The 13164-nt window shown below is 69.6% G+C and carries 13 protein-coding genes and 2 riboswitches; of the genes, 8 read left to right on the forward strand and 5 right to left on the reverse strand.

Features of this window, described 5'->3' with window-relative positions:
- Positions 1-5: 5 nt before the first annotated feature.
- Genes ACFHNC_RS17335 through gcvT form a run of 4 tightly spaced genes read right to left on the reverse strand, consistent with a single transcriptional unit; the run spans position 6 to position 4872 of the window.
- The gene (locus tag ACFHNC_RS17335) at positions 6-491 is read right to left on the reverse strand and encodes a CinA family protein (protein ID WP_437170490.1); all 486 of its coding nucleotides are present in this window, start codon (positions 489-491) and stop codon (positions 6-8) included.
- A complete protein-coding gene (gcvP, locus tag ACFHNC_RS17340) occupies positions 492-3398 on the reverse strand; it encodes an aminomethyl-transferring glycine dehydrogenase (protein WP_437170491.1) in 2907 nt (968 codons plus the stop codon).
- On the reverse strand, positions 3395-3772 hold the full coding sequence (gene gcvH, locus ACFHNC_RS17345; RefSeq protein ID WP_437170492.1) for a glycine cleavage system protein GcvH: 378 nt from the start codon (positions 3770-3772) through the stop codon (positions 3395-3397). The genes gcvP and gcvH overlap by 4 nt, the downstream gene beginning before the upstream one ends.
- A 14-nt stretch (positions 3773-3786) precedes the next feature.
- Complete coding sequence (gene gcvT / locus ACFHNC_RS17350) at positions 3787-4872, reverse strand: glycine cleavage system aminomethyltransferase GcvT (protein ID WP_437170493.1); 1086 nt, start codon at positions 4870-4872, stop codon at positions 3787-3789.
- 62 nt (positions 4873-4934) lie between these two features.
- Positions 4935-5043: riboswitch (glycine riboswitch) on the reverse strand.
- A 12-nt stretch (positions 5044-5055) separates the two neighbouring features.
- A riboswitch (glycine riboswitch) is annotated at positions 5056-5164 on the reverse strand.
- Positions 5165-5287: 123 nt separating this feature from the next.
- Between gcvT and ACFHNC_RS17355 the strand changes: the two genes are divergently transcribed.
- The 7 genes from ACFHNC_RS17355 to ACFHNC_RS17385 all read left to right on the forward strand — a co-directional run bounded on the left by ACFHNC_RS17355 (position 5288) and on the right by ACFHNC_RS17385 (position 11669).
- On the forward strand, positions 5288-6424 hold the full coding sequence (locus tag ACFHNC_RS17355) for a M20 family metallopeptidase (RefSeq protein ID WP_437170494.1): 1137 nt from the start codon (positions 5288-5290) through the stop codon (positions 6422-6424).
- Between the two features lie 35 nt (positions 6425-6459).
- Complete coding sequence (locus ACFHNC_RS17360) at positions 6460-7437, forward strand: alpha/beta fold hydrolase (RefSeq protein WP_437170495.1); 978 nt, start codon at positions 6460-6462, stop codon at positions 7435-7437.
- Positions 7438-7503: 66 nt separating this feature from the next.
- Positions 7504-8679, forward strand: coding sequence for a zinc-dependent alcohol dehydrogenase (locus ACFHNC_RS17365; protein WP_437170496.1), 1176 nt, complete (start codon positions 7504-7506; stop codon positions 8677-8679).
- Positions 8676-9248: a hypothetical protein gene (locus tag ACFHNC_RS17370; protein ID WP_437170497.1), complete on the forward strand. Its 573-nt coding sequence runs from the start codon at positions 8676-8678 to the stop codon at positions 9246-9248. The genes ACFHNC_RS17365 and ACFHNC_RS17370 overlap by 4 nt, the downstream gene beginning before the upstream one ends.
- A 189-nt stretch (positions 9249-9437) precedes the next feature.
- Entirely contained in the window at positions 9438-10196 is a 759-nt protein-coding gene (locus ACFHNC_RS17375) for a hypothetical protein (RefSeq protein ID WP_437170498.1), read from the forward strand.
- Entirely contained in the window at positions 10186-10608 is a 423-nt protein-coding gene (locus ACFHNC_RS17380; RefSeq protein ID WP_437170499.1) for a phage holin family protein, read from the forward strand. Before ACFHNC_RS17375 ends, ACFHNC_RS17380 begins: the two co-directional genes overlap by 11 nt.
- On the forward strand, positions 10605-11669 hold the full coding sequence (locus ACFHNC_RS17385) for a DUF3618 domain-containing protein (RefSeq protein WP_437170500.1): 1065 nt from the start codon (positions 10605-10607) through the stop codon (positions 11667-11669). Before ACFHNC_RS17380 ends, ACFHNC_RS17385 begins: the two co-directional genes overlap by 4 nt.
- 15 nt (positions 11670-11684) lie before the next feature.
- Here ACFHNC_RS17385 and ACFHNC_RS17390 read toward each other — a convergent pair whose 3' ends face one another.
- Positions 11685-12257: a TetR/AcrR family transcriptional regulator gene (locus tag ACFHNC_RS17390; protein WP_437170501.1), complete on the reverse strand. Its 573-nt coding sequence runs from the start codon at positions 12255-12257 to the stop codon at positions 11685-11687.
- 104 nt (positions 12258-12361) lie between these two features.
- Between ACFHNC_RS17390 and ACFHNC_RS17395 the strand changes: the two genes are divergently transcribed.
- Positions 12362-13156 (forward strand): class II glutamine amidotransferase, encoded by a 795-nt coding sequence (locus ACFHNC_RS17395; RefSeq protein WP_437170502.1) that lies wholly within the window; start codon positions 12362-12364, stop codon positions 13154-13156.
- Positions 13157-13164 lie beyond the last annotated feature (8 nt).

The following is a 13164-nucleotide window of genomic DNA, read 5'->3' on the forward strand; positions in this document are numbered from 1 at the left end:
CGACCCTAAGGTTCCGACAGGGCCGCTTCGAAAAGGCCGAGCAGTGCCAGGCTGAAGTGCTGCATGTTGGCGGCGCGGTCGCCATGCCCGGTTTCCAGCGTCATCACACGCTCCACCGGGCCGGAAATGGCGAGGCAGCTATGCCCGGCCGCATCGCCATAGCTGTTGCCTGTGGGCCCGGACGCACCCGTCTCCGCAATGCCCCAGACCGTGCCGAAGCGCGCCCGCAGGGTTCGCGCCAGCAGCAGGGCGTAAGGTTCGGAGGAGGACCGCATGCCGGCCATCTCCTCCTTGGTGATGCCCAGCAGCTGTTCCCGCGCCGTCGCCGTGTACACCACGGCACCGCCCAGGAAATACGCGCTGGCCCCAGGCACCGCGAGCAGGCTGGCCGAGATCAGCCCGCCGGCGGAGCTTTCGGCCACCGCCACCGTCTCTCGCCGCGCCTTCAGCAGCGCGCCGACAATCTCACCGGTGGCGAACAGGTCCTGCACCTATTCCGCCGCATGGGCATAGGCTTCGAGCGGCGCGCAGGTGCAGACCAGGTTGCGGTCGCCATGCACATTGTCCACCCGCTTCACCGGTGGCCAGTATTTCTGGCGCGCCACATAGGGCAGCGGGAAGGCGGCCTGTTCGCGGGTGTAGGGATGCGACCAGTCGCTGGCCGTCACCTCCACCGCCGTGTGCGGGGCGTTCTTCAGCGGGTTGTCGGCGCGGTCCATGCGACCCTGCTCGATGGCGCGGATCTCGCCGCGGATCGAGACCATGGCGGCGATGAAGCGATCCAGCTCGCCCATCGTCTCGGATTCGGTCGGCTCCACCATCAGCGTGCCCGTCACCGGCCAGGACATGGTGGGCGCGTGGAAGCCGTAATCCTGAAGCCGCTTGGCGATATCCTCGACCGAGGCGCCGCCATTCTGCTGGAAGCCGCGGCAATCCAGGATGCATTCATGCGCGACCATGCCCTGGCGGCCGCGATACAGCACCGGGAAATGTTCGGAGAGCTTCACCGCCATGTAGTTGGCGTTGAGGATCGCAACCTCCGTCGCGCGCTTCAGACCATCCGGCCCCATCATGCGGATATAGGCATAGGAGATCGGCAGGATGGATGCGCTGCCGAAGGGGGCCGCGGCCACCGGCCCATGGCTGGTTGCCTGCGGACCGGCTTCCGCCAGCATAGGATGCGCCGGCAGGTAGGGTGCCAGATGCGCCGCGACGCCGATCGGGCCGACACCCGGCCCGCCGCCGCCATGCGGAATGCAGAAGGTCTTGTGCAGGTTCAGGTGGCACACATCCGCGCCGATCAGGGCCGGGGAGGTGAGGCCGACCTGCGCGTTCATGTTGGCGCCGTCCATGTAGACCTGGCCGCCCTTCTCATGGATCAGGGCGCAGATCTCGCGGATGGCTTCCTCGAACACGCCATGCGTCGAGGGGTAGGTGACCATCAGCGCGGCGAGACGGTCCGCATTCTGGTCCGCCTTGGCGCGCAGGTCATCCAGATCGACATTGCCGTCGCGGTCGCAGCCCACCACCACCACCTTCATGCCCGCCATCACGGCAGAGGCCGGGTTGGTGCCATGGGCGGAGGACGGGATCAGGCAGATGTCGCGTGCCATGTCACCGCGGGCGCGATGCCAGCCGCGGATCGCCAGCAGCCCGGCATATTCCCCGGCGCTGCCTGCATTCGGCTGCAGCGACACGGCGGCGAAGCCGGTGACGGCGCAGAGCCAGGATTCCAGGCGGCGGATCATCTCGATATAGCCGCTGGCCTGATCCACCGGCGCGAAGGGATGGATGTTGCCGAAACCCGGGAAGGTGACGGGAATCATCTCGGCCGTCGCGTTCAGCTTCATCGTGCAGGACCCCAGCGGGATCATGCTACGATTCAGCGCGACGTCCTTGTCCTCCAGCTTCTTCAGGTAGCGCAGCATCGCGTGTTCCGCGTGATGGCTGCGGAACACCTCGGCGGTCAGCACGGCGCTGGTGCGGGTGAGGGAGGCGGGGATGCCGCCTTCCGGGTCGATGCCGTCGATCTGCGGCGCGGCCTGGCCGGCCGATTCCGCGATCGCATCCACCAGCGCCAGCAGATCCTGCCGGGTGACCGTCTCATCCAGCGCAATGCCGACACCGCCGCCTTCATGGCGCGCCAGGTTGAAGCCGCGCTTCAGGGCGGCGGCGATCAGTGCCTCCGCCTTGCCGCCGGCCTCGATGCAGATGGTGTCGAAGATGTCGCGGTGGCGCAGCGCGAAGCCGGCGCGCTTGGCGGCGCCCGCCAGCAGACGCGCCTTCAAGGCCACGCGCTTGGCGATGCGGGCCAGGCCCTCCGGCCCGTGCCACACGGCATACATGCTGGCCATCACCGCCAGCAGCACCTGCGCGGTGCAGATGTTGCTCGTCGCCTTCTCGCGCCGGATGTGCTGCTCGCGCGTCTGCAACGCCAGGCGCATCGCGGGCTGGCCGGCGGCGTCGAGCGAAACGCCCACCAGCCGGCCCGGCATCAGCCGCTTATGCGCATCCTTCACCGCCATGTAGCCGGCATGCGGCCCGCCATAGCCCATCGGCACGCCGAAGCGCTGCGTCGAGCCGACGACGACATCCGCCCCCATCTCGCCCGGCGGCTTCAGCAGCACCAGGGACAGCGGATCGGCCGCGACGATGGCGAGGCCACCGGCGCCATGCACCGCCGCGATCTCCCGCGTCAGGTCGCGCACTTCGCCGGTCGTGCCCGGATATTGCAGCAGCAGCGCGAAGGGCTTTTCCGCATTGCAGGTCGCCACGATGTCCGCCGGCTTCGCGATCAGCACCCGGAAGCCGAGCGGCTCCGCACGGCCCGACACCACGGCGCGGGTCTGCGGATGCACGTCCGAGGCAATCACCAGCGTGTCCGACTTGCCGCGCGTCGCCGCATGCGCCAGCGCCATGGCTTCGGCCGCCGCCGTCGCTTCATCGAGCAGCGAGGCGTTCGCCACCGGCAGCCCGGCCAGGTCCGTCACCATCGTCTGGAAGTTCAGCAGCGCTTCCAGCCGACCCTGCGCGAGCTCGGCCTGGTACGGCGTATAGGCCGTGTACCAGCCTGGATTCTCCAGCACGTTGCGCAGGATCACGGGCGGCGTCAGCGTGCCGTGGTAGCCGATGCCGATCAGCGACTTGATGTCGGCGCGGTTCTTGCCGGCCAGCGCGCGGAGTTCCGCGATCGCCTCGGCCTCCGTCGCCGCGGGCGGCAGGGGCAGCGGCGCGGTGCTGCGGATATCGGCGGGCACGGTGCGGGCGGCCAGCGCCTCCAGGCTCTCGGCGCCCACCACCTTCAGCATGGCGGTGATTTCGGCTTCCGAAGGCCCGATATGGCGGCGCGCGAATTCGCCCTTGTCCTCAAGCGCGGAAAGCTCGGCGATGGCGTTCATGCGAGGGTGTCCACGAAGGCGGCGTAGGCGGCTTCATCCATCAGCGCCTCGACCGTCGCGGCCTCGACGCCGCCGATCTTGAAGAACCAGCCCTCGCCGGTCGGCGCGCTGTTGATCAGCGCCGGGTTCTCCACCAGCGCGGCATTGGTCTCGACAACCTTGCCCGCGACGGGGGCATAGACGTCGGAGGCCGCCTTCACGCTCTCGACCACGGCGCAGGCCTCGCCTTCGGTCACGTCGCGGCCGGCTTCCGGCAGGTCGACGAAGACCACGTCGCCCAACGCGTTCTGGGCGTGGTCGGTGATGCCGATGGTGGCGACATCGCCTTCCAGCCGGATCCACTCATGGTCTTTGGTGAAGCGCAGTTCGGCCATTGTCGTGAACCTTCTCAGCGAGCGTAGCGGTGGGGAGCGAAGGGCAGGGCGCAGATGCGGGCGGGCAGCGCCTTGCCCCGCACCATCAGTTCGAGGGCGGTGCCATCGGCCGCCGCGCCGCGCGCGACATAGCCCATGGCGATGGGCGCATTGACGGAGGGGCCGAAGCCGCCGGAGGTGATCTCACCCACCACGGAACCACCCGCCTGGATCGGCGTGTGGCCGCGGGCGGGCTGGCGCCCTTCCGGCTGGATGCCGACGCGCAAACGCGCCGCGCCATTGTCCAGTTCGTCGCGGCAGCGATCGGCGCCGCGGAAATCCCAGGCGGTACGGCGGCGCTTGCCCATGGTCCAGACCAGGTTGGCTTCAACCGGGCTGGTGGTCTCGTCGAGATCGTTGCCGTAGAGGCAAAGCCCCGCCTCCAGCCGCAGCGAATCGCGCGCGCCGAGGCCCGCCGGCAGCACGCCCGGCAGGGCCAGCAGCGCCTTGGCCACTGCCGTGGCGTGTTCCGCCGGGATGGAGATTTCCACGCCATCCTCCCCGGTATAGCCGCTGCGGCTGACCAGGCAGGGCACGCCGGCAATCGCGTGCTCGGCGAAATCCATGAACTTCATCGCGGCGACGCCCGGCGCCAGCGTGGCCAAGGCGGGCACGGCGCCCGGCCCCTGCAGGGCGATCAACGCCCGGTCCGGCAGCGGCCGCAGCGTCACGCCCGCGGGCAGCACCGCCTCGATCGCCGGGATGTCGAGGTGCTTGCGCGACGCGTTGAGCACCAGGAACAGCCGGTCGCCGCGATTGGCGACCATGAAGTCATCCAGGATGCCGCCCGTCTCCGTCATCAGCAGGCCGTAGCGCTGCCGGCCGGGCTTCAGCGCCTGCACATCCGCCGGCGTCAGCTTTTCCAGCGCCGCCGCGGCGCCTTCGCCCACCAGCTCCGCCTGGCCCATATGGGAGACGTCGAACAGCCCGGCGCTGGCCCGCGTGTGCAGATGCTCCGCCATGATCCCGGCCGGGTACTGGACCGGCATGGCATAGCCGGCAAACGGCACCATGCGCCCGCCGAGGTCGCGATGCAGGCCTGCCAGGGGTGTCTCGAGCAATTCGGTATCGGCCACGGTGCCCCCAAAGGCTTCCCGTCGCCGAAATGGCGCCGGGTGATCCGTGACCCCCCTCTGTCCGGTGACCTGAGAGATTCGGCCCGCCTCCCGGCGCTGCCTTACTCCGTCGGTGCCGCGTCCCGTTCGGGGTGCGAGCTTTCCAGAGTCCCGCCGAGCCTTTCGGCTCCTGCCCGCGCGGCCCTTCTGCCTGAGCGTTTCCGGGGGCCGGTTGCGCCTTCGGCGGTGGATTCGGAACCCGGTCGGGCCCCTCGCCACTCTCTCCCGCGCGGTCCACGGGAGTGGCGGGTATGCCCGAGCCTCGGGCCGCACGCAACGGCGCTTTTCGGCCGCACGAGGGTTCCGCGCCCGCCTGCCGGGTGGTTTGCTGCCACCGAAACAGTCAGGGCGATGCCGGACGATGCAGGAATTGACCACGGATGGCCTGCTGGCCGCCCTGCGCGGCTGGGTCGAGATCGAAAGCCCGACCCAAGATGCCGCCGCAGTCAACCGCATGGCGGATCATGTCGAGGCCAAGCTGCGCGCGATCGGCGCGGTGATCGAACGCACCCCCGGCTTGGATGGCTTCGGCGACATCCTGATCGGCCGCATCGCGGGCCAACAACCAGGCCCCGGCCTGCTGCTGCTCGGCCATATCGATACGGTCCACCCGGTCGGCACCCTGGCCGGCAAGCTGCCCTTCCGGGTGGAGGGCGACCGCGCCTATGGCCCCGGGATCTATGACATGAAGGGCGGCAATGCGATGGCGCTGGCCGCGCTGGAGCATCTGCACGCGACGGGTCGCAAGCCGCTGCGGACCGTCAGCTTCATGATGATCCCGGATGAGGAAGCCGGCAGCCCCTCCTCCCGCGCCGCCATCGAGGCGGAGGCCCGGCGCCACGCCGCGGTGCTGGTGCCGGAACCCTCGGGGGAGGGTGGGCGGCTGACCGTCGGCCGGCACGGCATTGCGCGCTACCATCTGCGGACCATCGGCCGGCCCGCCCATGCCGGCGCCACCCATGCCGAAGGCCGCAGCGCGATCCGGGAGATGGCGCGGCAGATCCTGGCGATCGAGGCGCTGACCGATTACCCGCGCAACTTCTACGTCAATATCGGCACCGTCTCCGGCGGCACGCATGAGAACATGGTGCCCGCCGAATGCCGCGCCATCTGCTACGCGTTGGTGCCCACGGCGGCGGAAGCGCGCGAATTGCACGACGCGCTGTTCGCGTTGCGGCCGCAGGACCCGGATGTGGGGCTGGAGGTGGTGCCCGGCCTGTCCCGCCCGCCCTTCGGCAAGACCGCCGCGATCCAGGCCCTGTACGACCATGCCAAGGCGTTGGCGGCGGGGGACGATTTTCCAGTGGCCGGTGAGCGTATCGCGGGCGGCGGCAGCGACGGCAATTTCACCGGCGCGCTTGGGGTGCCGACGCTGGACGGTTTGGGCGTGATCGGCGGCGGGCCGCACAGCTTCGCGGAGCATATCGAGATCGGCTGCCTGGTGCCGCGCACCCGCCTTTTCGTGCGGCTGTTCGAGACACCGCTACCTGCACTGTAACAGCAACCTGCTGTGGCGCAGCACGTTGGTGTCGCATGAAAACAGCAAACTGGATTGCCGGCGCGGCGGTGGCCCTCGGCGCCGCCGCACTGGCCAACCACCTCGTGGCGCAGCGCAACGAGGCCCGGCACCCGCCGCGCGGCCGGTTCCTGACCGTCGATGGCGTGCGATTGCACTTCATCGAGCGGGGTGCCTCCCACGGTGGGCCGACCCTGGTGCTGCTGCATGGCAATGGCGCGATGGCGGAGGATTTCGCCCTCAGCGGCATTCTGGATGAGCTGGGCCAGACCCATCACGTCATCGCCTTCGACCGTCCGGGCTTCGGCTACAGCGACCGGCCGCGCGCCCATATCTGGACCGCCGCCAACCAGGCCCGCCTGCTGCGCCGCGCCTTGCGCCGCATGGGCATCCAGCGCGCGGTGCTGGCCGGGCATAGCTGGGGCACGCTGGTGGCGCTGGAGATGGCCTTGCAGCGGCCCGACCAGGTGGCCGCGCTGGTTCTGATGTCTGGCTATTTCACGCCGACGTTGCGGATGGACGTCCCCGCCTTCTCTGGCCCCGCCATCCCCGTGCTGGGCGATATCATGCGCTACACCATTTCGCCCCTGATCGCCTGGGCGATCACGCCGCTGCTGTTCCGCCGCATCTTCGCACCCGGCCCGGTGCCGTCGCATTTTGCGGAAGGCTTTCCCACCGGCCTGTCCCTGCGCCCATCCCAGATACGCGCCTCCGCCGCTGACACGGCGTTGATGATCCCCGCCGCCATGGCGACGCGCAACCGGCATGGGGAGGTGCAGATGCCGGTGCTGATCCTGGCGGGGGCGGAGGACCGGATTGCCGATGTCGGCCGCCAATCCGCCCGGCTGCATCGCGATATTCCAGGCAGCGAGCTGCGTCTGGTGCCCGGCGCCGGGCACATGATCCATCACGCGGCGCCGGAGGCGGTGGTGCAGGCGATCCGCGATACCGCCGACCGCGCCCGTGATTGCGCGGCCGAAAGCGCGGCAGCGTGACCGCCGCCGTGCCGAACCCGCCACCGCCTGGCGCTTTCAAGCCTCGACGTTTGAAGGGTCATGCGGATGCGGGCGCTGGTTTGGCACGGCAAGGAAGATATCCGCTGCGACACGGTCAGCGATCCGACCATTGAGGATCCGCGCGACGCCATCATCCGGGTGACGAGTTGCGCGATCTGTGGTTCGGACCTGCACCTGTTCCATAACATGATCCCGGCGATGACGCCCGGCGACATCATGGGCCACGAGACGATGGGGGAGGTGGTCGAGGTGGGCTCCGCCGCGAAGGGTGTCCTGAAGAAGGGCGACCGCATCGTGGTGCCCTTCACCATCAGCTGCGGCACTTGCTTCCAGTGCAAGCGCGGCAACTACTCGGTCTGCGAGACTACCAACCGCAACAAGGAAATGGCCGATAAGGTCCTCGGCCATGCCGGCGCCGGCCTGTTCGGCTACAGCGGCCTGACCGGCAGCTATCCCGGTGGCCAGGCGGAATACCTGCGCGTGCCTTTCGCCGATGAGACGCATATCAAGGTGCCGGACGGGCTGACGGATGAGCAGGTGCTGTTCCTCAGCGACATCCTGCCCACCGGCTGGCAGGCCGCCGTGCAGTGCGACATCAAGCCGGATGATACGGTGGCGATCTGGGGCTGTGGCCCGGTCGGCCAGATGGCGATCCGCAGCGCCGTGCTGCTTGGCGCGAAGCAGGTGATTGCCATCGACCGGCTGCCGGAGCGGCTCGGCATGGCCGCCGCCGGCGGCGCCATCACGATCAATTTCGAAGAAGAAAGCGTGATCGAACGGCTGAACGAACTTACCGGCGGCAAGGGTCCGGAAAAGTGCATCGATGCGGTCGGCATGGAAAGCCATGTTAGCCTGAGCCAGCCGGACACGTTGCTGGATCGCGCCAAGCAGGTGGTGATGCTGGAGAATGACCGGCCGCATGTGCTGCGGGAGATGATCTATGTCTGCCGTCCGGCCGGCATCCTCTCCGTCCCCGGCGTCTATTCGGGCCTGGTGGACAAGCTGCCCTTCGGCCTGGTGATGAACAAGGGCCTGACCATCCGCAGCGGCCAGACGCATGTGAAGCGCTGGACGGACGATCTGCTGCGCCGGATCGAGGAAGGCCAGATCGACCCCAGCTTCGTCATCACCCACACCGTGGGGCTGGAGGAGGGGCCGGAGATGTACAATATCTTCCGCAACAAGCAGGACGGCTGCATCAAGGTGGTGTTGAAGCCATGAGCCTTCTTGCGAATGCCACACGCCGGAAAGGCGATCCGCGCATCCTGCGCAGCGGCCCCGGTTCGCTGGGCGCCGCGGACCGGCTGGCACGCGCGCTCGGCTGGTTCAGCATCGGCCTTGGCGTCGTGCAGATGCTGGTGCCGCGGCGGGTGACGCACGCGCTGGGTATGCGCGGGCAGGAAGGGCTGGTGCGGGCCTACGGTGCGCGGGAAGTCGCCTCCGGCGTGCTGGCGCTGTCTGTGGACCGGTCGGTCGGCCTGCGCAGCCGCATCATCGGCGGTGCGGTGGATGCGGCGACGCTGATGGCGGCGCTGCGCCCCGCCAACCCGAAGCGCGACAATGTGATGCTGGCGCTGGCGATGGTGGCCGGTGTGGCGGCGCTGGATATCATGGCCGACCGCGCCCTGCAGGCCCGCCACGGCCGCGAACAGGCGCGCCCGCACCGTCGTATCCAGCCGCATGTCCCGCCCCGAGGCGGTGACCGCAGCGGCTTCCCACAGGGGCTGGCACAGGCGCGCGGTGCGGCGCGTGACTTCGTGGTGCCGGAAGATTTCCGTCGTCCGTTCTGACCTGGCCCGGCGATCGGCCTGCATCACCATCGCTTGCTGTGTCATGGATTTGGGCAAATTTCGCGGCAAAGGGGCAGGTGACTTCGCCAGCGCAAGGAACAGTTGTGGCCGCCTTTTGTTGGACTCGCAGCGTGCATGGTGACGGGCAAGGGCCCGTCCGCAAGCGAAGCAGCAGGCGAGGAAAGCCAGATGAGCGATATGAGACAGGGCGGTTTCCCCGACCGCGATCCCCGTAACCCCGGCAGCCCGACGCCCACCCCCGGGCATCGTGCCGGCGAAGATGGCCGCGCGGTGCTGCAGGAAGCCACGCCGCAGGCGCGCGAAACCTCCGCGACGCTTCGCGACGAGGCCGCCGGCGCCGTCGCCGATGTGAAGGCCGAGGGGGCCGAGGTGATGGAGGCCGCGCGCAAGCGCGCAGCCGGCTTCGCCGAGGCGCAGCAGAAGGCCGGAGCAGAACAGGCCGAGGGTTTTGCCGAAGCCGTGCATGACGTCGCCGACAAGCTGGGCGAACAGTCCCCGGCCATGGCGCGCTATGTGCACGAGGCCGCCACCGCGATCGAGGGCATGGGCCAGACGCTGCGGGACAGCAGCCCGGCGGAACTGCTCGGCCGCGTTGAGGACCTGGCACGTCGCCAGCCGGTCGCCTTCTTCGGCGCCGCCGTGCTGGCCGGCTTCGGCCTGGCGCGGTTTGCCAAAAGCTCGGCCGAGGCCTCGCGCCGCGGCCACACGTCCCGCACGACCAGCGCGGCACCGATGGGTGGGAATGTCCGGCCGGCGACGGCAGCACAGGCGCCGGGCTGGGCGCCGCCCGCCACCAATGACAGCGGCGGCGCCAAGCCGACCACGCTTGCCGCCGCCTCGCTTGGCGGCGCCGCGGCCTGGCCGGGTGGCCCTGCCCCCAGCATGCCCGAAACCCCGAAGGCGGGAGGCTCCGGCAATGTCTTCTGAACCCTACGGCGTGGACCCACGTCACCCCGAACCCAGCCGCTCGGTGCCCGAGCTGTTCAGCAGTGTGATCGGCCAGATCTCGACCCTGTTCCGGCAGGAGGTGCGGTTGGCCCGCGCCGAGGTCGGCGAGAAGATCAGCCACGCCAGCGGCGCCATCACGCCGCTCGGCGCGGGTGCGGGCATGCTGCTCGGCACGCTGATCCTGCTGCTGTTCGCGCTGGTTTCGCTGCTGGTGGAGTTCGGCATTCCGGTGGGCTGGTCGCAGCTCATCGTCGCCCTCCTCGCCGCAGTGATCGGCTACGCGCTGATCCGCAGCGGCATTTCCCGATTGAACGCGACAACCCTGATGCCTGAACGGACGGCCGAGCAGCTTTCCCGGGACGCACAGGTTGCGAAGGAGCAGGTTCGATGAGCAGCACGACGAATCCCGACAAGCGCAGCAGCGCCGAAATCGAGCATGAGGTCGAGCGGACCCGCGCAGGCCTGACGGAGACATTGGAAGAACTGCGCGATCGGGCCTCCCCCGGCCAGTTGTTCGAGCAGGCGCTGGACTACGCCAAGACCTCCGGCGGCGCGGAATTCACCCGCAACCTGGGCGCCGCGGTGCGCGACAATCCGCTGCCGCTGCTGCTGATCGGCGCTGGCATTGGCTGGATGATGCTCGGTCAGGGCGGCAGCAATGGTCGCGCCGCGCCGCGCCGCCGTAGTGGTGCCTACGACGCGCCCTATCGCGACGCCTATCCCGCCACGGGCTGGGAGCGTGACGAGCCGGGCATGTACGAAACCGGCACGGACAAGCCCGGCATGCTGGATCGCGCCGGCGATGCGGTCGGTGATGCGGCGGAAGCCGTGCGCGATGCCGCCGGCTCCGCCTATCGCAGCGTGGCGGGCGCCGTCGGCGCGGCGGGTGAGCGGATTGGCGAGGCTGCCGGCTCCGCCCGCAGCAGCCTGCGCGGCGGCACCGGCGAAGCCTCGCACATGGCCTCCGACTACGCCGGTCGCGCCGCACGCGCGGCGTCCGGCTATTCGCGCGATGCCCGGGACCGGATCGGTCACTGGGCGGATGACGCGGAAAGCACGGCGGGCTGGGTGCTGCGGGAACAGCCGCTGGTGCTTGGCGCGCTCGGCATTGCGCTCGGTGCCGCGGTCGGTGCCCTGCTGCCGGGGACGGAGACCGAGGATCGCCTGATGGGCGAGACGCGGGACGACCTCGCGCATCAGGCCGGCGCCATGGCGCAGGAAGGCTACGAGAAGGTCCGCGAAACCGTCAGCGGCCAGGCCGAGCAGGCGCGTGAAACCGCGTCGGGCAGCGCGGCCGGGCTGGCTGGCCAGGCGCGGGAGGCCGTGCGCGACGCCGCCCAAACCCTCGCCGCCAATGCGAAGGAGGCGCTGGCCGAAACGCCGGAGCCTGCCAACCGCCCCGAGGGCACGCATCCGCGGCCCGACACCCGCCCGGCGACCGGCCTGGGCTGATCCGCGGGCCGGATCTCAGTCGAGCAGGGCGAGTGCCTGGCGCACCGCGCCCTGCATCGTCGCGCGATCCGGCCGCCCGCGCGCCAGAACGCGCAGGCCGAGCAGCAGCGTCATCAGCATCCGGGCCAGATCATCCGGGTCCCGCGCTGCGATGCTGCCATCCGCCTGGCCGGCGAGCACCCGGCCGCGGAAGAAATCCTCCAGCTCCGCCAGCCGGGCGGCCACCACCGCGGCCACGCCGCGATCATGCGGCGCCAACTCCAGCGCCGAATTCACCAGCAGGCAGCCCATGCGGTCGCGCAGCGAACGGGCGACGATCTCCTCCAGCAGCCCGGCGATTGCCTGCCGCGGCGGCTGCGTCGCCGCCAGCCGCCGCAGCCTTTCGCGCATGCCCTGGTCCAGATAGCGGTCGAGGCAGCGGGCAAACAGGCTGCGCTTGCCGCCGAAGGCATTGTAGAAACTGGCCTGGCCGAGGCCCATCACCTGGCCGAGGTCGCGCACGCTGGTGCCGGCATAGCCATGGCGCCAGAACTGGTGCATCGCCGCCTCGATGACGGCATCCTCGTCGTAGCTGCGGGGGCGGGACATCCCGGCCAGCATAGGCCGGCGCCGCGGACGCGCCAATGCGAGGCGGCTTGCCCCGGGCACGCGGCCGAAGCACCCTCCGGCGTTGCACCCCTCCGGATCGCGCAATGTGCCGTTTCCTCGCCTATCTCGGCGAACCGATTTTCCTGTCCGACCTGGTCTGCGCCCCGGCGCATTCGCTGATCCACCAGTCGATGCATGCCGATGAGGGCAAGACCGCCACCAATGGCGATGGCTTCGGCCTGGGCTGGTACGGGGAGCGGGAGGAGCCGGGTCTGTACCGGGAAATCCGCCCGGCCTGGTCGGATGAAAATCTGCGCTCGCTCTGTTCGCAGGTGCGGTCGCGGCTGTTCTTCGCGCATGTCCGCGCCTCCACCGGCACATCGACCACGCAGGCCAATTGCCACCCCTTCGGCCTCGGGCGGCAGATGTTCATGCATAACGGCCAGGTCGGCGACTATCTTCGGATCAAGCGGCGGATGGAGGGGCTGATCCCGGATGCGCTGTATGAGCACCGCCAGGGCACCGGCGATACGGAAGCGATCTTCCTGGCCGCCGCCGCGGATGGGCTGGCGGAGGACCCGATCGGCGCGCTGTCCCGCACCCTGGCGCGGGTGCTGGCGATGATGCAGGCGGCCGGCAGCACCCAGCCGCTGCGCTTCGCCGCGGCGCATAGCGATGGACGGACGCTGACCTGCTTCCGCTGGTCCTCCGACAACCGGCCACCCACGCTGTACTGGCGGTGGGTGGGGGAGAATGTGCTGGTGGTGTCGGAACCGGTGGATGAACGCAATTCCGGGTGGCTGCCGATTGCCGCCAACCACGCACTGGTGGCGATCCCCGGGCAGGATGTGCAGGTGCGACCCTTCCAGGTCGCGGCATCGGTCTTGTCCGATCTGTAACAACTGGT

Origin of the sequence: Falsiroseomonas sp. E2-1-a4 (genome assembly GCF_051433165.1) — a bacterium.
Lineage (GTDB): Bacteria > Pseudomonadota > Alphaproteobacteria > Acetobacterales > Acetobacteraceae > Falsiroseomonas.